Source organism: Sphingomonas soli NBRC 100801, from assembly GCF_001591025.1.
GTDB classification, from domain to species: Bacteria; Pseudomonadota; Alphaproteobacteria; order Sphingomonadales; family Sphingomonadaceae; genus Sphingomonas; species Sphingomonas soli.
On record NZ_BCTZ01000016.1, the window covers coordinates 84,052 to 102,686 of the forward strand.

Annotated in this window: 13 protein-coding genes; 7 read left to right on the forward strand and 6 right to left on the reverse strand. The window is 65.3% G+C overall.

The window, feature by feature from the left end; genetic code table 11:
- Positions 1-62 precede the first annotated feature (62 nt).
- From SSO01S_RS12880 to SSO01S_RS12890, 3 genes are read left to right on the forward strand one after another with little or no spacing between them, the layout of a single operon-like run.
- Entirely contained in the window at positions 63-989 is a 927-nt protein-coding gene (locus SSO01S_RS12880; protein WP_083943035.1) for a hypothetical protein, read from the forward strand.
- On the forward strand, positions 986-1,507 hold the full coding sequence (locus SSO01S_RS12885; protein ID WP_066799337.1) for a DUF2141 domain-containing protein: 522 nt from the start codon (positions 986-988) through the stop codon (positions 1,505-1,507). Before SSO01S_RS12880 ends, SSO01S_RS12885 begins: the two co-directional genes overlap by 4 nt.
- Positions 1,507-2,706, forward strand: coding sequence for a glycosyltransferase (locus SSO01S_RS12890; protein ID WP_066799339.1), 1,200 nt, complete (start codon positions 1,507-1,509; stop codon positions 2,704-2,706). The genes SSO01S_RS12885 and SSO01S_RS12890 overlap by 1 nt, the downstream gene beginning before the upstream one ends.
- On the opposite strand, the gene SSO01S_RS12895 is transcribed toward SSO01S_RS12890, so the two are convergent.
- From SSO01S_RS12895 to pepN, 3 genes are all read right to left on the reverse strand, one after another.
- Positions 2,643-4,235, reverse strand: a complete 1,593-nt coding sequence (locus SSO01S_RS12895; RefSeq protein WP_157073771.1) for a hypothetical protein — start codon at positions 4,233-4,235, stop codon at positions 2,643-2,645. The two genes, SSO01S_RS12890 and SSO01S_RS12895, sit on opposite strands and share 64 nt — an antisense overlap.
- A gap of 105 nt (positions 4,236-4,340) precedes the next feature.
- Complete coding sequence (locus SSO01S_RS12900) at positions 4,341-5,843, reverse strand: ABC1 kinase family protein (protein ID WP_066799340.1); 1,503 nt, start codon at positions 5,841-5,843, stop codon at positions 4,341-4,343.
- A 51-nt stretch (positions 5,844-5,894) separates the two neighbouring features.
- Entirely contained in the window at positions 5,895-8,480 is a 2,586-nt protein-coding gene (pepN, locus tag SSO01S_RS12905; RefSeq protein ID WP_066799436.1) for an aminopeptidase N, read from the reverse strand.
- Positions 8,481-8,603: 123 nt separating this feature from the next.
- Here pepN and SSO01S_RS12910 point away from each other — a divergent pair, with 123 nt between their 5' ends.
- Genes SSO01S_RS12910 through SSO01S_RS12925 form a run of 4 tightly spaced genes read left to right on the forward strand, consistent with a single transcriptional unit; the run spans position 8,604 to position 14,314 of the window.
- On the forward strand, positions 8,604-10,298 hold the full coding sequence (locus SSO01S_RS12910; protein ID WP_066799341.1) for a M20/M25/M40 family metallo-hydrolase: 1,695 nt from the start codon (positions 8,604-8,606) through the stop codon (positions 10,296-10,298).
- On the forward strand, positions 10,295-11,890 hold the full coding sequence (locus tag SSO01S_RS12915) for a M20/M25/M40 family metallo-hydrolase (protein WP_066799342.1): 1,596 nt from the start codon (positions 10,295-10,297) through the stop codon (positions 11,888-11,890). Before SSO01S_RS12910 ends, SSO01S_RS12915 begins: the two co-directional genes overlap by 4 nt.
- On the forward strand, positions 11,887-13,503 hold the full coding sequence (locus tag SSO01S_RS12920) for a M20/M25/M40 family metallo-hydrolase (RefSeq protein ID WP_066799343.1): 1,617 nt from the start codon (positions 11,887-11,889) through the stop codon (positions 13,501-13,503). The genes SSO01S_RS12915 and SSO01S_RS12920 overlap by 4 nt, the downstream gene beginning before the upstream one ends.
- Positions 13,484-14,314: a Rossmann-fold NAD(P)-binding domain-containing protein gene (locus SSO01S_RS12925; RefSeq protein WP_174520791.1), complete on the forward strand. Its 831-nt coding sequence runs from the start codon at positions 13,484-13,486 to the stop codon at positions 14,312-14,314. The genes SSO01S_RS12920 and SSO01S_RS12925 overlap by 20 nt, the downstream gene beginning before the upstream one ends.
- On the opposite strand, the gene SSO01S_RS12930 is transcribed toward SSO01S_RS12925, so the two are convergent.
- The 3 genes from SSO01S_RS12930 to SSO01S_RS12940 form a co-directional block, all read right to left on the reverse strand.
- Positions 14,224-15,141: a DMT family transporter gene (locus tag SSO01S_RS12930; protein ID WP_066799345.1), complete on the reverse strand. Its 918-nt coding sequence runs from the start codon at positions 15,139-15,141 to the stop codon at positions 14,224-14,226. The genes SSO01S_RS12925 and SSO01S_RS12930 overlap by 91 nt on opposite strands.
- Positions 15,142-15,289: 148 nt before the next feature.
- A complete protein-coding gene (locus SSO01S_RS12935) occupies positions 15,290-16,291 on the reverse strand; it encodes a threonine aldolase family protein (RefSeq protein WP_066799346.1) in 1,002 nt (333 codons plus the stop codon).
- Positions 16,292-16,321: 30 nt separating this feature from the next.
- Complete coding sequence (locus tag SSO01S_RS12940) at positions 16,322-18,580, reverse strand: transglycosylase domain-containing protein (RefSeq protein WP_066799348.1); 2,259 nt, start codon at positions 18,578-18,580, stop codon at positions 16,322-16,324.
- Positions 18,581-18,635: the final 55 nt, after the last annotated feature.

Here is an 18,635-nt window from a genome sequence, read left to right on the forward strand (position 1 = left end):
CTGTTCGTCGTCCCGACGCGGGAAAGACGCAATCGGCGGATGAAGCAAGTTTGGAGGCTTCGGTGAACTCAAGCGTAGTCGAAGCCCCGCACACGGCGGTGCCCGACCTGGCAGGTCTGGAGCCTGTGGAAAAGATCAAGCGCCGCTGGCCCATGATCCTGGGCGGCGGGCTTACGCTGCTGATGATCCTCAGCCTGGGCCGCGAGCTGTTCGGCTCGGGGCTCTCGGGGCTTGCCCGCGCCCTGCCGACCAATCCCCTCTTCTACATGGCCTTCCTGGTCTATTATCTCGGCCCGCCGACCTTTGATTATCTGATCTTCCGCCGGCTGTGGAAGATCCCGCTCGATGGCATGGCTGCGCTGCATAAGAAGCGTATCGCGAACGAAGTGCTGCTCGGCTATTCGGGCGAGGCTTATTTCTATGCCTGGGCGCGTCAGCGGACCCAGATGGTCGCCGCCCCTTTTGGCGCCGTGAAGGACGTGATGATTTTGTCGGCCATCGCCGGCAATGCGGTTACGCTCGCGGTGATGGCGGTCGCGCTGCCGCTTTGCATCGAGCTGCTCACACCCACGTATCAGACCTACGCTTATGGCTCGGTCGCGGTCATCATCCTGATGTCGCTGCCCTTCCTGATCTTCTCGAAGCGTGTCTTCTCGCTGCCTGCCGGCGATCTTGCCTGGGTATTCGGGATTCACTGCCTGCGCATCGTGCTGGGGTCGGTGGTGATCGCGCTTGCCTGGCACTTCGCGATGCCCAGCGTGCCGGTCGGTTTCTGGCTGCTCATGTCGGCGGGGCGCCTGCTCGTGTGGCGCCTGCCACTGATCCCCAGCAAGGAACTGGCATTCTCCGCAATCGCCGGCGTACTTATCGGCCAGGGCCATGCGCTGTCCGAATTGATGGCGCTGGTCGCGGGCATGGTTTTGTTCTGCCACGTCGCGCTGATGGGCGGCTTCAGCATCCAGTCGCTGGTAGCCAAGCTCAAGGCGTGACCTCGTTCGCGGCCCTTTCCGTGGTTCTGGGCGCTGCGGCGGATATCCCGCCGCCGGTCCAACTCGATCCGGTCGAGGGCAGTTGCGCTCTCGTCGCCGGACCGATGCTTCGCGTCAATGTTGCCGGAATCAAGGACAGGACCGGGCGGCTCAAGGTGGAGATATATCCGCCCAACGAGACCGATTTCCTGCGCGACGATACCACGCTGAAGAATGAACGACGCCCGTTCCGCCGGGTCTGGATGAAAACGCCGGGTGGCGATGGCCCGGTCAGCATCTGCATCCGCGCGCCCTATGCCGGGCAATGGGCGGTGCTGTTGACGCATGACCGCGATGGCCAGAACAAGTTCAATTTCTGGCAGGACGGGGCGGGCTTTCCGAGCAACCAGCGGCTGGGTCGCAGCCGGCCCAAGGTTCGCCAGGCGCTGGTCAACGTGCCGGCACAGGGCGGGCAAATCACCATACGCCTGCAATATCTGCGCGGCCTGGGCGGCTTCGCGCCGACGGATGGCGACTGATGCGTGTTGTCGATCTCAACGAATTCTATTCGCCCACCGGCGGCGGGGTGCGCACCTATCTTGATCGCAAGATGGGGATCATGGCCGATATGGGCCATGAACTGATCGTCATCGCACCCGCGCTTGAGAATTCGATCGAGGAGCGGCCCGGCGGCGGCAAGATCTACTGGCTCAAGAGTCCGCCGCTGATCTTTGACCGCAATTACGGTATCTTCGTCCATGACGAGCCGATCTGGGCGCTGCTCGACGAGTTGCAGCCCGATGTGGTGGAATGCTCCTCCACCTGGCTGCCCGCCTGGACCGTTGCCAAGTGGAAGGGCGACGCGGTGAAGGTGTTCTTCGCGCATGGCGACCAGATTGGCGCCTATCCGCAGCGCTGGCTCGACGCCATCGCTACGCCCCGCCAGGTCGAGCGCGCGTTCGATTTCTACACGCAATATATGAACCGCTTCCTGGTCCACTACGACGCGTTCGTCACCAATGGCCCGGCGCTCGCCAAGCGCTTCCGCAGGCGCGGGCAGAAGGTGCATGCATCAATGCCGCTGGGAATCGAGCGGCAGTGGTTTTCGCCCGATCAGCGCGACGAGCAACTCCGCGTCGATATGCTCGCGCAGCTTGGCCTTCCGCCCGAGGGGCATCTGCTGCTGGGGCTGGGGCGGCATCACAAGGAAAAGCGCTGGCCGCTGGTGATCGACGCGGTCGAGGCGGCAGGCGCGGATCTTCCGGTCGGCCTGGCGCTGATAGGCGATGGCCCGCAGCGCGGCGCGCTGGAAAAGCGCATTGCCGGCAGCCCGCACATCAAGATTTTCCGCCCGGTCTATGATCGAGCCCGCTTCACGCGGATCATGGCGAGCTGCGACGCGCTGATCCACGGATCGGATGCGGAACCGTTCGGGCTGGTTGCGTCCGAAGCGCTGGCGTCGGGCCTGCCGCTGATCGGGCCGGACGAAGGCGGATTCGCCGAGATCGCCGATCCGCTTTTTGCGGAGACCTATGCGGCGCGCGACGCGCAGTCCGCCGCCGATGCGATTCGCCGGCTGTTCCGCCGGGATCAGCCGATCCTTCGTGCCGCCGCGCGGGTTGCCGCGGGCAAGGTGCGCAGCGACGTCGATCACGCCGCCGCCCTGATGGAATATTATGCCGGCTTGGTCGAAGCCAAGCGCGGCGGTGCGATGATCCGCGCCGCGGGCAATTCGTAAACGCTGATCATCAGGTCGCCCAGCGGCCAGCGCCCTTTGAGCTTGTAGCCCAGCGCCTGCATATGCGCCTCGGCGCGCCGCCGCACGATCAGCCGCTCGCCATAATATTCGGGGCGCATTACCACGATCTCGGGTCGCTTGGCGAAGATCCTGTCGACTTCGGCGAGCTGGTCCACGCCCAGCGCGCCATTCTCGCGCTCGCGCGACAAATGGCTGGGGAAGACCCAGGGGCTTACCATGCAGCGCCCGGTATAGCTGTAGAGGATCGAATTGCCCGAATGGATATACATGCAGCCGGCTCCGCGACCGATGCCGACGGCCAGCGCTTCGAGTTGCTGGGCGTTGCCGCGATGCCAGCGCGCGCTCCATGGCGTGTAGGAGCCCGCGATCGCGGCGGCGAGCAGTATCGTGGGCGCGACATAGCGGCGACCGATCTCGGTAGCGCCGAAATATCCGGCGCAGCAAAGGCTGGCTGGGACCATCACGGGCAGCGCATAATGGTTGAACCAGGATCCGAAGACGATCAGCCCCACCACCGATGCGATCAGCCAGCCGAACAGCAGGTGGCGGACACGCGGCATATTCTCGTCACTGGCGGGGATGTGCCGCGATAGTCCGCTGACGATCAGCGGCAAAGCAAGGATCAGCGCGATCTTGAGAAAGGCGCGGACGAGCACCCAGAAGGGATCGCTTTGCCGATCGAGGATCGATCCGAAATTGGCGTAGAACCACGCATCGCCATGTCCCATCGCGATATAAGCGAGCCATGCTGCCGCCGTCGGCGCCCAGGCGAGGACCCCATAGATCGCGCTGCGCAGTACGATCTTCGCCACCGGCGTCTTCAGTCGCCATTCGTGCCAGATCAGCCAGACGCCTAGGAAGCCGCCTTCGAACAGCACGGAATATTTGATCTGCAGCGCCACACCGATCAATAGCATTGCCGCGCAGGCGCGCAGGATTCTTCCCCGGTCTGCGCTCACTTCGCCGGACCTCGGTAGCACGAGCGAGACCGCTCCGATCACCAGCAGATTGTAGAAGACAGGAGCCTGGCCGCCCTGGCCGTCGCCGAAACCGAGCAGGAGGAGATAAAGCAACGCCGCGCTCAGCGCGCCCTTGCCCCAGCCCGCCCGCTCCGCCACGCGCGCGATCAACAGCGCGGTGCAGACGACGCTGGCCAGCGCCATCAATTGATAAACCCAGATGCCCCCCGGCACGCCCGCCGCCGCGGCCGGCAAATAGAGCAGGAACAGCCCGATCGGCTTGCGATCCCATATATCGACGAAGGGCAGCGCGCCGTTCAGCATCCCTTGCGCGGTGACGAAATAGAATTCCTCGTCGACATGCGTGACCGGATTGCCGAAGGCCACCCAGCGCGTGGCGATCGCCACCACCAGCAGCACCAGCCAGCGTGGCAATGCCTCCAGCCGGTCGAGGATCGAGCGGCGGGGACGCGGGATCACGGGGGCGTAGAGATTCACCGGCAGGGCAGGATCGTCGGCGGGTGGCAGCGCATCGCTGCAAACCGCCATGTTGCGAGCGACAAGTCAACGTCTTGCGGCTGGTTCTCCGCTGCGAATGCAACAGACTGTTGCGCACCAGGAACGATTTTTGCGCACTTGCCGGGATGTCGGTCGCTAGGTGATCAGGACCGCCAGTGCCACCATCGCGCCCGCGAGCGTGATCGCACCGGCAATCCACCTCGCCCCCGCTTCTGAGGATGGTGGGGCGGGCGCTGGCCCTGCTTCGATGCGTCGGCGCAGGGCTCCGATCAGGCGCGGCGCGTCCTCCCCAAGTTTCGCGAGTTCGCGGACAATCGCAGCGCTTGTTCCCGCCAAGCGCGCGGGGGACAGACGTTCCGCCACGATCCGGACCCTTGCCCGCCGGATCGCGGACGAGAGATCGAAACCCGGCGCGATACGGTTTAGCACGCCATCGATCGTCACCATCGCCTTGAAGATCAGCAGCAGATCGGGCGGCATCACCAGCCGCTCCTCACGCAAGAGCCGCATGAAATCGGGAATCATTGCCGAGAGCACCAGCGCACCGCCGCCATGGCGCTGGACGACCTGTTCCGCCGCGCGCTCGACATTGGCACGCGGCACCGCATGCCCCTGCGCCCACAGCTCCAGCACATCGGCAAGCCCGGCGGGATCGCCCGACGCGATCGACTGGATGAAGGCGATAAATTCGGCGCGCCGTCTGGGACTGACATGCCCGATCATACCAAAATCGAGCAACGCCAAACGGTTGCCGTCAAGGCACAGCAGGTTGCCCGGATGCGGATCGCCGTGGAAGCGGCCATTGATGAGCACCATCCGCAGCACTACGTCTGCGCCGAGAGCGGCGATTGCTTGCGGGTTGATGCCCGCGCTGGTCAGTGTCTCGCCTGAAGTCGGCTTCACCCCAGCGATGTAATCCATCACCAGCAGCGCGTCGGTCGATACCTCCCAATGGATTGCGGGGATCATCAGGCGCGGTTCGTCGGCGAAATCTTCGGCGATTCGTTCGGCGTTGCGCCCTTCGGAGGTGAAATCCAATTCCTCCAGCATCGCGCGCGACAATTCCCGCGCCATCGTCATGGGCTCGAAGCGGCGCGCCTCCGCGCTCGATCGCTCGGCCAGCGCGGCCAATTGCGCGATAAGCCTGAGATCGGCCTCCATCGCCGGGCGGACGCCGGGACGGCGTACCTTCAGCACCACTTCGCGCCCGTCGTGCAGCGTGGCCCGGTGTACCTGCGCCATGGAAGCGGCGGCCAGCGGCTCGGGATCGACGGATGCGAACGCCGACTCGGGCGGTTGGCCCAGCGTCTCCTCAATCGCGGCGCGAATCACGTGATAGGGCAGGGTGGGTGCGTCGCTGTGGAGTTGTTCCAGCTCCTCGATCCATTCGGGACCGAGAAGATCGCTTCGGGTCGCAAGGATCTGACCGATCTTTACGAAGCTGGGCCCCAGCGTCTCCATCGCAAGCCGCGTGCGACGCGGCAACGGCATCGGCCCGCCCTCGACATCGGCTGCGCCCTCTTCGGGGGCAAAGCCCAGCCCGGCCATCAGCACGCCCAGGCCGAAGCGCGTCGCCACGCGCGTGATTTCGCTCACCCGCGCTGAGTCGCGCGCGGTGGCGGCCAGCAACTTGATCAACGGCAAAGCCCTCGCATCCTCGCCCAACGCGCAAAGGGGCGGGACGGTCCTTCAGTCGAGCGACTTGGTCGCTTGCTCGAACATGTCCTTGCTCAGTCCTGGCGTTGCCACGATTCGCTCCAGCTCGGCGCGCATCTTCGCGGCGCGCTCGGCATCGAAGCGCTTCCAGCGCCCCAGTGGCGGGATCAGTTTGGCGGCGGTCTGCGGGTTGAGCTTGTCCAATGCGATCAGCTGATCCGCTACGAACTTATAGCCGCGTCCTGAAGGATCATGGAAGGCGCGCTGGTTGACGCTGAACGCTCCGATCAGCGCGCGCGCGCGATTGGGGTTGGCGAGCGTGAAATCGGGATGCCCGGCCAGCGCTTCAACCGCCGCCGCGGCATCGGAGCGCGACGACAGCGCCTGGGTCTGGAACCATTTGTCGAGCACCAGCGCATTGCCTGCATAACGCTGGTAGAAGGCGGCGAGTGCCGCTTCGCGCTTGCCCGAATGGCCATTGACTAGGGTAGTGAGCGCTCCCTGGCGGTCGGTCATGTTGTCAGCATCTTCGAACTGGGCATAGGCCAGCTCGGCGGCATCCTCCGCACCCGATGCCGCAAGATAGCCAAGCGCGACATTCTTGAGTCGGCGGGCGCCTTTGGCGGGGGGGGAATATTCAAAGCGGTTGGCGCGGGCGCTGTCATAGGCCTCAAGCCACTCCTTTTCGAGCGATTTGCCCAGATCTGCGCGGAGCGTTTCGCGCTCGCGGAAGATCGCGTCGGGATCGACCATCGCCATCTGATCGCCGATGAAGCTATCCGACGGCAGCAGCACCGCTTCGGCGATGAACGCGCTGTCGAGCCTGGGATCGGTCAGCGTGTTGCGCACCGCGTCGATCACCGGCCTGGGGTCCGCTTTCCCCGTCGCGACGGCGGCCACCAGCGTATCGAGCATCAATTGCTGCATCGCCTCGTAGCGGGCGAACGGATCGTCATCATGCGCCGATAGGAAGGCGAGGTCGGCGGCGCTGCGGTTGGTCTCGACGATCACCGGCGCCGAAAAGCCGCGATTGACCGACAGCACCGGCGTTTCGGGCAGATTCTCGAAGACGATTTCGCGGCTTTCGCTATCCAGCAGCACCAATTGCTCGTCGCACAAGGCGCGCCCGGTGATCCCGCCGAACAATTTCAGCCGGAGCGGCAGCACCATGGGCTCCTTGAACGGCTGGCCCGGCGTCGGCGGTACGGCCTGTGACAGCCTGAGCCGCGCGCGACCGCCTTCCTGCGCCAGGCTCGCCGTCACGCGCGGCGTGCCCGCCTGGGTGTACCAGCGGCGGAATTGCGTGAGGTCCACGCCGCCCGCTTCCTCCATACAGGTCACGAAATCCTCGCAGGTCGCGGCCGTCCCGTCGAAGCGCTCGAAATAGAGATCGGTCGCGGCGCGGAATTTCTGCGGCCCCAGGATCGTCGCCATCATCCGGATGACCTCGGCACCCTTGTTGTAGATGGTCGCGGTGTAGAAGTTCGAGATCTCGATATATTCGTCGGGGCGGACCGGATGCGCGAGCGGCCCGGCATCCTCGGGAAACTGGCTTGCGCGCAGGCCCCGGACATCCTCGATCCGCTTGACCGCCGCCGATCCCTGATCGGCCGAGAAGCTCTGGTCGCGGAATACCGTGAAGCCTTCCTTCAGGCTGAGCTGGAACCAGTCGCGGCACGTGACCCGGTTGCCCGACCAGTTATGGAAATATTCGTGCGCCACCACGGCCGCCACCGCGTCATAATCATAATCGGTGGCGGTATCGGGATCGGCCAGGATGTAGCGGCTGTTGAAGATGTTCAGCCCCTTGTTTTCCATCGCGCCGAAATTGAAATCATCGACCGCGACGATGTTGAACACGTCGAGATCATATTCGCGGCCATAGACCTTCTCGTCCCAGGCCATGCTGAGCTTCAGCGCATGGAGCGCGTGATCGGTCTTGGGCAGGTCGGCCGCGCGGACCCAGATGCCAAGCTCGACCTGGCGGCCGGACAAGGTGGTGAAGCTGCCCTTGTTGGCGACCAGATCGCCGGCGACCAGCGCGAAGAGATAGCATGGCTTGTAGAAGGGATCGTGCCACTCGGCCCAGTGCCTGCCGCCCTCCAGCTCGCCCGATGCGACCGGATCGCCATTGGCAAGCAGAACCGGGAAGCGGGCTTTGTCCGCCGTCATCTTCACCCGGTAGCGGCTGAGCACGTCGGGACGGTCAGGGAAGAACGTGATGCGGCGGAAGCCCTGCGCCTCGCACTGGGTGCACAGATTGCCGCCCGATGCGTACAGCCCCATCAACTGCGTGTTGCGCTCAGGCGCGATCACGACTTCGGTTTCGATCTCATGGACATCACCGGTGAGCGCGATCACCAGATCGCCGCCCTCCATATGCCAGACGGCATCCCCGCCATCGACCCGTACCGACACCAGCTCAAGCGCGTCGCCGTTCAGCACCAGCGGGCGATCGTGGCGAACGCTCCGCTCGACCTGCATCGTGGCGCGGACCCGGGTGCTTGCCGGATCCAGATCGAAATCCAGCGCGATTTCCGGCACGCGCCAATCGGGCATGCGATAGTCTTCGCGACGGGTGACGTGCGGGGTCTGGGGTGCGGTGCGAGTGTCGGCCATGCCGACCAGATAAGGATCAACGTGCTTCACCGCCACGTAAAAAACCGGAAACGCTTGCGCGCTTGCGCGGGCGATGAAGCGTGCTACGCATGCGGCACACCGCTATTCCCGAGAGGTCGTTTCATGCTTCGATACACTGCCCCGCTCGCGCTGGCCGCGCTCCTTGCCGTGCCTGCCGCTGCCCAGGATCACGCCGCGGTGCCGCCGCTCGCGGCTCCGCTGCCCACGGCAGAGAAGAACGCGATCCTCAACGCAGAGCTTCCCGCCGATCAGGCGGCGATGAAGGCGCATGTCATGTTCCTCGCATCGGACCCCATGAAGGGCCGCGAAGCCGGCACCAACGAGTTCGATATCGCCGCGCAATATGTCGCCTCGCAATTCTATGCGGCGGGCCTCCGCCCGGCGGGCGACGAAGGCTCGTTTCTGCAAAAGGTGCCGCTGCTGAGCTGGAAGGCGGCCGACAAGGGCAGCATGAGCGTGGTCACCAAGAAGGCCACCACCGATCTGGTCTTTGGTGAAGATTATTATCCCGCCGCCAATCCGGACAAGCTCGATTACAGCCTGACGGCTCCGGTCGTGTTCGTCGGCTATGGCCTGGTCGGTTTTGGCCGCGACGATTACAAGGGCGTCGATGTGAAGGGGAAGATCGTCGCCTTCTTCCCCGGCGCGCCGGACAATATTCCGCCGGAAGAGCGCGCCCATCTGGCGAGCGCCGCAGGCGGCAAGGCGATGATCGCGATGCGGAAGGGCGCGGTCGGCTTCATCACCCTTGAATCGCCGCGCGCCGGGCGTGGCAGCGCGCCTTTCGCTGCGCTCGCCAATGCCTGGGATCGTCCGCGGGTCGGCTGGGCCAAGGAGGACGGCACCGGCCATGTCATGAACGACAAGACCCCGGGTCTCGGCACTGTGAGCAAGGCGGGCGCCGCCAAGCTGTTCGCCGGGTCCAAGGCCAAATTTGACGACATCTGGAAGCTGGCCGAGAATGACAAGGCGGTGTTCAAGGCGGTCCAGCTCCCCGGCACGCTGACCGTGAAGCTCAAGACCGAAACCAAGCCGATCACCAGCTACAACGTTGCGGGCCTGCTCAAGGGCAGCGATCCCGCGCTGTCTTCGGAAGTGGTCGTCCTTTCGGCGCATCTCGACCATGTCGGCGTCGGCAAGGCCAACCAGTTTGGCGACACCATCTATAATGGCGCGATGGACAATGCCGTTGGCATCGCCTCGCTGATCGAGGAAGCCAAGCGCTTCAAGGAAAGCGGCAAGGCGCCGCGCCGCTCGGTGCTGTTCCTGGCTGTGACGGCCGAGGAAAAGGGCCTGGTGGGCGCCGATTACTTCGCCAACAATCCGACGCTGCCCAAGGGCAATCTGGTCGCCAACGTCAATCTCGACATGCCGATCATCAACTATGCCTTTGAAGACGTGGTGCCGTTCGGCGCGGCGCATTCGACCATCGGCGAGATCGCGACCAAGGCAGCGGCGGAGATCGGCGTGACCGTTTCGCCCGATTCGCGCCCCGACGAAGCCTTCTTCGTCCGTTCGGATCATTACCGCTTCGTCCAGCAGGGCATCCCGTCGGTCTTCCTGTGGCCGGGTGAGAAGGGCCCGGGCAAGGCTGCGGTCGATGCCTTCCTTGCGAACAATTATCACAAGCCCTCGGACGAAGTAGTCCAGTCGCCCCGGATCGACTGGAAATCGGGCGTGCGTTTTGTCGATGTGAACTATCGCATCGCCCGCGCGATCGCCGATGGCGACCAGAAGCCGGTTTGGAAGAAGGGCGATTTCTTCGGTACCTTCTTTGGCGGAGCGATGGAGAAGTGATCCGCGCTCTCCTTCTCGCGACCAGCCTCCTCGTCGCCGCTCCGGCGGTGGCGCAAGACCTGTCGACCGAAGCCGCCGCGCTCAAGTCGCATGTCGCGTTCCTCGCCTCCGATGCGATGAAGGGCCGCGCTACGGGTTCGTCCGAGCTTGCCATCGCCGAGCAATATGTCGCTGCGCAGATGCTCGCGGCGGGCCTCAAGCCCGGCGGGCCGAACGGCAGCTGGCTGCAGCCGGTGCCGCTCGTCTCGTACAAGAGCGCCGATCATGGCAGCCTCACGCTCAAGCGCGGCGACACGGTCACCAAGCTGGAATGGGGCAAGGATTATTTCCCGCGCGGCAATCCGCACATCGCCAAGGTCGCATTGAATGCCCCGGTGGTGTTCGCGGGCTATGGCGTGGTCGACAAATCGGTCGGCTATGACGATTACAAGGGCCTCGACGTAAAGGGGAAAATCGTCGCCGTGCTGCGCGATGCGCCCAAGGCGATCACCAATGGCGATGCCCGCGCCCATCTGAGCCAGCCCGACGAGCAGGCCCGTGTCGCCGCAGAGCGTGGCGCGATCGGCGTCATCCTGATCGAAGGCAATACGCGGCATGCGCAATTCCCGTTCGCAGCCACCGCCCGCTTCTGGGATCGTCCGGGCATGACCTGGTCCGACGGTGCCGCCGCGGGTCCGCTCGCGCCGCCCTTCATGTATCTGGGCTTTGACGGCGCGGCGAAGCTCTTCGCCGGGTCGAAGATCAAGTGGGACGCGGTGCTCGCGGCAGACAAGGCAGGCACCAAGCTGCCGCGCGGTCCGATCGGCGTGACGGCGGAAGGCGTTGCGAACACCGACATCTCGAAGGTTTCGGCAAACAATGTCGTCGGCATGCTCGAAGGGGGCGACCTGAAGAACGAATATGTCGTCATCTCCTCGCACCTCGACCATGTCGGCGTCGGCAAGGCGGATGCGACGGGCGACACCATCTATAACGGCGCGATGGACAATGCCGCCGGCACCGCCGCCATGCTCGAAGTCGCCAAGCGGTTCACCTCGGAAGGCAAGAAGCCGCGCCGTTCGCTGCTGTTCGTGGCGGTCACGGCGGAGGAAGTCGGCCTTGTCGGCTCCGAATATTTTGCCGCACACCCGACCGTGCCGAAGGGCAGCATCGTCGCGGACGTGAACCTCGACATGCCGATCCTCACCTATCCGTTCGAGGATCTCGTCGCGATCGGTGCCGATCACAGCTCGGTCGGCGAGATCGTCGCGCAGGCTGCGGCGAGCGAGGGTGTGAAGGTCGTTCCCGATCCGATGCCGGAGGAGAATTTCTTCGTCCGCTCGGATCATTACAGCTTCGTCAAGGCAGGCATTCCCTCGGTCTCGCTCGATCTCGGGCCCGGTGGCCCCGGTGCGGCGGCGACCAAGGAGTTTCTGGACAAGCATTACCACCAGCCCTCCGACGAGATCGGCCTGATCGACTGGACCCAGGGTCTGCGCTTCGTGAAGCTCAACTTTGCGATCGCCAGCGCGCTTGCGAATGCCGATCAGCGCCCGACCTGGAACAAGGGCGATTTCTTCGGCCTCACCTTCAAGGGGCCGATGGCGAAATGAAGAAGCAGCTCCGCGCAATCCTGCCGTTCCTCCTCCTCGCCGCGCCGGTCGCGGCGCAGGAGCTGCCGGCGGACCAGGCGGTGCTCAAGGCGCATGTCCAGTTCCTCGCGTCCGACGCTCTGCGCGGGCGCGAGGCTGGCTCGCCCGAATTCAACATCGCTTCGGAATATATGGCCGCGCAGATGGCGGCGCGCGGGTTGAAGCCCGGTGCGGCTGGCGCGTGGTTCCAGCCGGTCACGCTCGCCAGCTACAAGCCTGCGAACCCGGGTGCATGGACGCTCCGGCGCGGGACCGACGTCATCCCGTTCCAGCCCGGCATGGATTATTTCAGCGCCACGGCGGGCGGCATCGCCGATTTCGCCGCAACCGGCGAGCTTGTCTTCGCGGGCTATGGTATCTCCTATCCCCAGGGCGGAATCGACGATTTCAAGGGGCTGAACGTCAGGGGCAAGATCGTTGCGATCCTGGCCGGGGCGCCCAAGGGGCTGCCGAGCGACGTTGCCGCGCACCTTTCGGATTATGATCAGCGGGCTGCCGCAGCCGCAAGGCTGGGCGCGAAGGGCGTGATCCTGCTCGAAAGCGCCGAGGGGCGTGCGCAATATCCGTTCGAGTCCATCGCGCCTTCGTGGAACTATACCCGCAACGGATGGGCAGGCCCGGACGGGCGGCTGTTCGGCAAAACGCCCGGCGCACCCGGTATCGGATATGTCAGCACGGCCGGTGCCGAGAAGCTGTTCCAGGGCGGCCGGATCAAATGGATCGACGTGATCGCGGCGGAAAAGGCGGGAAAGAAGATCCCCACCGGCCCGCTGCCGGGTACGCTTTCGGTTACCTCGAAGCTGAACATCGAGACCAGCCCGTCGCACAATGTGGTGGGTCTGCTCGAAGGTTCGGATCCGGTTCTCAAGAACGAATATATCGTCCTGACCGCGCATCTGGATCATGTCGGCGTGGGCACCGCCGTGAACGGCGACCGCATCTATAATGGCGCGATGGACAATGCCGTGGGGAATGCGGTGATGCTGGAAGTCGCCCGCGCCTTCCAGCAATCGGGAAAGCGCCCGCGCCGTTCGATCCTGTTCGTCGCGCTGACAGCCGAGGAAAAGGGGCTGATCGGATCGGACTATTTCGTCAATTTCCCGGTCGTCCCCAGGGACCGCATCGTCGCCAATATCAACATGGATATGCCGATCTTCACCTATAAGGTGGAGGACGTCGTGGTGCTGGGCGCCGAACGTTCCAGCCTGGGCCCGGTGATCGAGCGCGCGGCGGCGGAGGAGGGGCTGAAGGTGGTTCCGGATCCCTTGCCCGAGGAGAATTTCTTCGTCCGCTCGGATCATTACAGCTTCGTCAAGGCGGGCATCCCTGCGGTTTCGATCGACACCGGCCCCGGCGGTGCGGGCGCAGCGGCGCAGAAGAAGTTCCTGGAGGAAAATTACCACAAGCCGTCGGATCAGATCGACCTGCCGTTCGATTGGCCCTCGGTCGCGAAGTTCGCGCGGCTGAACTATGCGGTGGCCCGCGCGCTGGCCGACGACGACAAGCGCCCGCGCTGGAACAAGGGCGACTTCTTCGGGCTGACCTTCGATGGATATGGGGCGAAGACGGAATAGGACGTTGCGCCTCCTGGTCTTCGGCCCCGGCTATACCGCGACGCGGCTGATCGCCCGGCTGCGCGATGCGCGCATCGTCACCGTCACACGCGAAACCATGGCTGACAGGGCGCGCACCGAATTCGAGATCGCGCACGCCACGCACATCCTCTCGTCGGTCCCGCCGGGTGAGGACGACCCGGTGCTCGCCGCCTATCGCGCGCAGATCGCCGCGAGCGACGCGTGGCTCGGCTATCTCTCCTCCACCGGAGTTTATGGCGACACAAAGGGAGCGTGGGTGGACGAGACGGCCCCTACCGGTAGGGGGCGCCGCTCCGCCCGCGCCGAAGCTGATGCGGCATGGCTGAAGCTCGGCGCGCGCGTGTTCCGCCTGCCGGGCATTTACGGGCCGGGCCGCTCGGCGCTCGACCGTATCCCAGCCTTTCGCGTGGACGCGCCGGGGCAGGTGTTCTGCCGGGTGCATGTGGAGGATATCGTCGCGGGCGTGATCGCGGGATTCGATGCTCCGCCGGGCGCGTATAATCTCGCCGATGACGAGCCCGCGCCGCACAGCGATGTGATCGGCTTTGCCTGCGCGCTTCGCGGCATCGCGCCGCCGCCGCTGGTTCCGCTGGACCAGGCCGGGCTCAGCCCCCAGGCCCGCGCTTTCTATTCGGAGAACCGCCGCGTCGCGAACGGCAAGGCGAAGCGCATCCTGGGCTGGCGACCGCTTTATCCAGACTACCGGTTGGGCCTGCGCGCCTTGAGCGCGATCACCAGCCCGGCCATCACCAGCACGGCACCGGCGGCCGCAAGCCACGACCAGACATAGCCTTCGAATATCGTCGACAGCAGCATCGCAATCACCGGGATCAGCACGCTGGTATAGGCCGCCTTGGCCGGCCCGATCGTCTGGATCAGCCGGAAATAGAGGCTGAACGCAAAGGCCGAACCAAGCACACCGAGATAGAGCAAGCCGGCCAGATAGCTTGGCCGCGCGTCGAACACCGGCGCGCCGACCGTAAGCCACGCGAATAGCGCATTGATCGCCGCGCCGCTCAGCATCGCCCAGCCGATGATCGTCGACATGGGATAGGCTTTCGAGGTCTTCGTCCCCTGCATCACATTGGCCGAAGATGCGCAGAGCACTGCGGCCAGCGACAGACCGATGCCGATCAGCGTTTCGCTGGCGCCGGTGGGGCTCAGCCGCGCCTCATGGACGAAAAGCAAGGCGACGCCCGCTACCGCGACCGCCGAGCCAGCCAGCAATTGCCGCCCCATCCGCTGCCCCAGGAATATCCGCGCGAGGATCGCATTGGGGACAAGCAATAGCGCGAATACCACCGCGACCACGCCGGAGGTGATGTGCTGCTCGGCGCGATAGACCAGATTGAAGTTGAGCACGAACTGCGCCAGCCCGAGCAGCGCCGCGAACCGCATGCCACGCATATCCAGCCCCAGCCGTTCGCGCCGCGTCGCTGCCCAGACCAGCATCGCAACGCCGCCGATCGCGAAGCGATATGCGACCGACCAGCTAGGCGGCACGCTGGCGAGCTGATCCTTGATCACCAGCCAGGTCGATCCCCAGATCAGCGTGACGATCGCGAACGGGATCAGCACCGCAAGGCGGGTGGACTGGGGAGGGGCGGTGTCCACCATCAAACCCTCCCCCGGAGGGAGAGGGGGACCAGCGAAGCTGGTGGAGGGGTAGTCTCCGCGCGAGAGAGCCTGTCGTTTGCGGAGATTACCCCTCCGTCAGGCTGCGCCTGCCACCTCCCCCTCCGGGGGAGGATTGCGTTAGACCTGCTCACAACGCCCTGATCGCATCGACGAGCGGCCGGATCGCTTCCTCCGCCTGGTTCCAGCTCACCACCAGCCGGGCCTCGCCCACGCCCCAGTCGTAAAAATCGAACCCCAGCGCGCGCAGGCCGGCCGCTTCTTCGGCGGTCACGCGCAGGAACACTTCATTCGCTTCGACCGGATGCACGAGGCGTTCGCCCGCAGCCTCGGCCAGCAGCTTTGCGCCCGCATTGGCGGCGCGGGCATTGGCGAGCCACAGGTCGCCCTCCAGCATCGCCAGCAATTGCGCTGCCGAATAGCGCCCCTTCGACGAAAGCAGCCCCGCGCGCTTGCGGCGATAGAGCGTGGCATCGGCCAGTTCGGGCTTGAAGAAGATCAGCGCCTCGGCGTTCATTCCGCCATTCTTGACGAAGCCGAAGCTCAGCGCGTCCACGCCCGCTTTCCAGGTCATATCGGCGGGCGCGCAACCCAGATGCGCGACGGCATTGGCGAAGCGCGCGCCATCCATGTGCAGCCCCAGCCCGCGTTCCTTCGCCAGCGCGCCGATCGCGGCGACTTCGGCTGGAGAATAGACCAGGCCATATTCGGTCGCCTGGGTGATCGAGATCGCGTGCGGCTGGACCTGATGCACGTCGCGGCGGATAGGATCGATCACTGCGCGGATCGCATCCGGAGTCAGCTTCGCGCCAGCCCCGTTCCCGGCCAGCAGCTTCGCGCCGTGCGTGTAGAATTCGGGCGCGCCGCATTCGTCGACATTGATGTGCGCTTCGCTGTGGCACACCACCCCGCCATGCGGAGGGCATAACGCCGCGAGCGCGAGGCTGTTCGCCGCTGTTCCGGTTGCCACCCAAAGCGCGCGCACTTCGGTGCCGAATAGTTCGGAGAAGCGCCCGTCCAATCGTTGCGACCAGCGATCCCCATCATAGGCGGTGTCGAGCACGTTGACCTCGCCCAGAGCGGCGAGAACCGGCGGGCAGACCGGGGCGGCATTATCTGAAAAGAAGCGCATGGCTCGCCTTGCGATTGCCGAGGAGGAAGGTCAACGGCGCTCGAGCGGTCGGTCGAGCGGGCGTTCGGTCGGAGGAGGGCCGCGCGGCCGATCGAACTGCGGACGTCCTCTCAACTGTTCGGCGTCGTCGCGCTGGATTGGCGCTTCGCCCTGCTCCGGATCGATCGGGAGGACCTCGGTGCGGATGCCGCTGCCATCGATGAACTCGCTGACGCCGTTCACCAGTTCGCCCAGATCGATCGTGAAATTGTCAGGCTCGGTGGTCGGCTCGGGCGGCGGGATGCGCAGATCCAGCGCGCGCGTCATGAAATCGCGCCAGATCCGCGCCGGCAGCCCGCTTCCCGACAGACCGGGATTGGGCGAGTTATCGTCATTGCCCAGCCACACGCCGGTGACGATCCCGCCGGCATATCCGATGAACAGCGCGTCGCGATTGTCCTGCGTCGTACCCGTCTTGCCAAAGGTCGGAATGGGCAGCGCCGCGCCTCGGCCCGTGCCGCTTTCCACCACGGTCGAGAGCAGTTCGCGGAGCTGATCGAGCTGGCGTGCCGAGAAACGCTGTGGCGCGCCAAGCCGCCGCGCCAGCCAGTCGCTTGCGGCCTCGTCATCGGAAAGCCCTTGGGGCCGTACCGGATAGGATCCGTTCGCCACCGCGGCATAGGCTGCGGTCAGTTCGAGCAGCGAGACCGTCGATGTGCCCAGCCCGATCGAGGCGTCCGCGCCGATCGGAGTGGAGATGCCCAGATCGCGCGCTGCCTGCGTCACCGCCCGCACGCCCACCTGATGAGTCAGCCGCGCGGCGACCACGTTGGACGATTTGGCGAAGGCCTGTCGCAGCGAGATCCGCCCGGCATAGCGACCATCGCTATTCGAAGGCTTCCAGTCGCCGATCTGCACCGGCGAATCGTCCACCACCGTATCGGGCGTCATCCCGGCACGGAGCGCTGCCAGATAGACGAACAGCTTGAAGGTCGATCCCGGCTGGCGCCGCGCCTGGGTTGCGCGATTGAAAGGGCTGGCGGCGTAATTCTTGCCGCCCACCATCGCGATCACCCGCCCGTCGGGCCGCATCGCGACGATCGCCACCTGGGACTTGTTGAGCCCGGCGTTCCGCACCGCGCGCTCGGCGGCCTGTTGTGCGGACACCTCGAGGGTGGTCCTTACCGTCTGCTCGGTCGCCACTTCGCCCGCGCGGTCCCGCGCCTGGGGCAGTACCCAGTCCGCGAAATAGGTGCCGTTGGGCAGCTCGCGCTCCTTGCTGACCTTCAGCACCGCCGGCTTGACCTGCGCCGCGGCTTGCTTGGTCAGCAGCCCGGCGCTCACCATCGCGCCGATCACCAGCTTCTGGCGGTCGCGCGCGCCCTTCAGATTCCCGGTGGGCGCGAGCCGGCTTGGTGCCTGCACCAGCCCGGCCAGCATCGTCGCCTGGCTTACCGAAAGCTCATCGGCATCGACGCTGAAATAATGCTGCGCGGCGGCGCTCAGGCCGTAGACGTTATCGCCGAAATAGACGTTCGAAAGATAGCGCGAGAGAATCTCGTCCTTGCTCAGCCAGCCTTCGAGCCAGAAGGCGATCAGCACTTCCTGCGCCTTGCGGGCCATCGTCCGGTCGGAACTCAGAAAGGCGTTCTTGGCGAGCTGCTGGGTGATCGTGCTGCCGCCCTGCGAGCGATCGTCGCTGGTAATATTGTGGACGAAGGCGCGCAGGATGCCGCGCGGATCGACGCCCATATGCGAATAAAAGCGCCGGTCCTCGATCGCGATGAAGGCATCGCGCACATGCTTGGGCAGCCTGGCGGCGTCCACCGGCGCGCCGATCACCGCGCCGCGCCGCGCGATTTCCTTACCCTCTGCAGAGAGCAAGGTGATCGATGGCGGCACGGGCGGCTGGAGCGATTTGGAAAGCGGTGCGGTCAGCGCCAGCCACGCCACGGCGGCGATGAACAGCACCACCAATGCCGCGATGCTGCGCGTCAGCCATTTCCACGATCGCTTCTTGTACGCGACCGGCAGGTTGGTCGAATAGCCGCCAGCCAGCGCCGCCGCACCATAATCGGGTGGTGGGGGCGGGGGCGGCGGCGAAGGCGGCAGCACCGCGCGGCGCACGCGCTGGAGGATCGGCTCAGCATCGGGCGGCGGCATCCCGCCGCTCAGCTCCAGCGGCTCCTCGCGCGCAGGCCGGGGCCGCCAGCTTTTCGGCTCCGGTTTGGGCGCAGGGGGCTCGAGCTCGGCATCGGCCTGACGCCTGAGCGGGAAGCGCACTTCATTGGGGCCGGGTTCGCGCGCCATTCAGCGGGTCTTACCGGTCACCGGCCGCCGAGAAAAGCACAACGCCATCGTGTAT

Coding starts and splice junctions, on each gene's coding strand:
- SSO01S_RS12925 (WP_174520791.1), top strand. CDS start 13,484: ATGGGGCGAAGACGGAATAGGACGTTGCGCCTCCTGGTCTTCGGCCCC.
- SSO01S_RS12920 (WP_066799343.1), top strand. CDS start 11,887: ATGAAGAAGCAGCTCCGCGCAATCCTGCCGTTCCTCCTCCTCGCCGCG.
- SSO01S_RS12940 (WP_066799348.1), bottom strand. CDS start 18,580: ATGGCGCGCGAACCCGGCCCCAATGAAGTGCGCTTCCCGCTCAGGCGT.
- SSO01S_RS12910 (WP_066799341.1), top strand. CDS start 8,604: ATGCTTCGATACACTGCCCCGCTCGCGCTGGCCGCGCTCCTTGCCGTG.
- SSO01S_RS12890 (WP_066799339.1), top strand. CDS start 1,507: ATGCGTGTTGTCGATCTCAACGAATTCTATTCGCCCACCGGCGGCGGG.
- SSO01S_RS12930 (WP_066799345.1), bottom strand. CDS start 15,141: ATGGTGGACACCGCCCCTCCCCAGTCCACCCGCCTTGCGGTGCTGATC.
- pepN (WP_066799436.1), bottom strand. CDS start 8,480: ATGGCCGACACTCGCACCGCACCCCAGACCCCGCACGTCACCCGTCGC.
- SSO01S_RS12935 (WP_066799346.1), bottom strand. CDS start 16,291: ATGCGCTTCTTTTCAGATAATGCCGCCCCGGTCTGCCCGCCGGTTCTC.
- SSO01S_RS12895 (WP_157073771.1), bottom strand. CDS start 4,235: ATGGCGGTTTGCAGCGATGCGCTGCCACCCGCCGACGATCCTGCCCTG.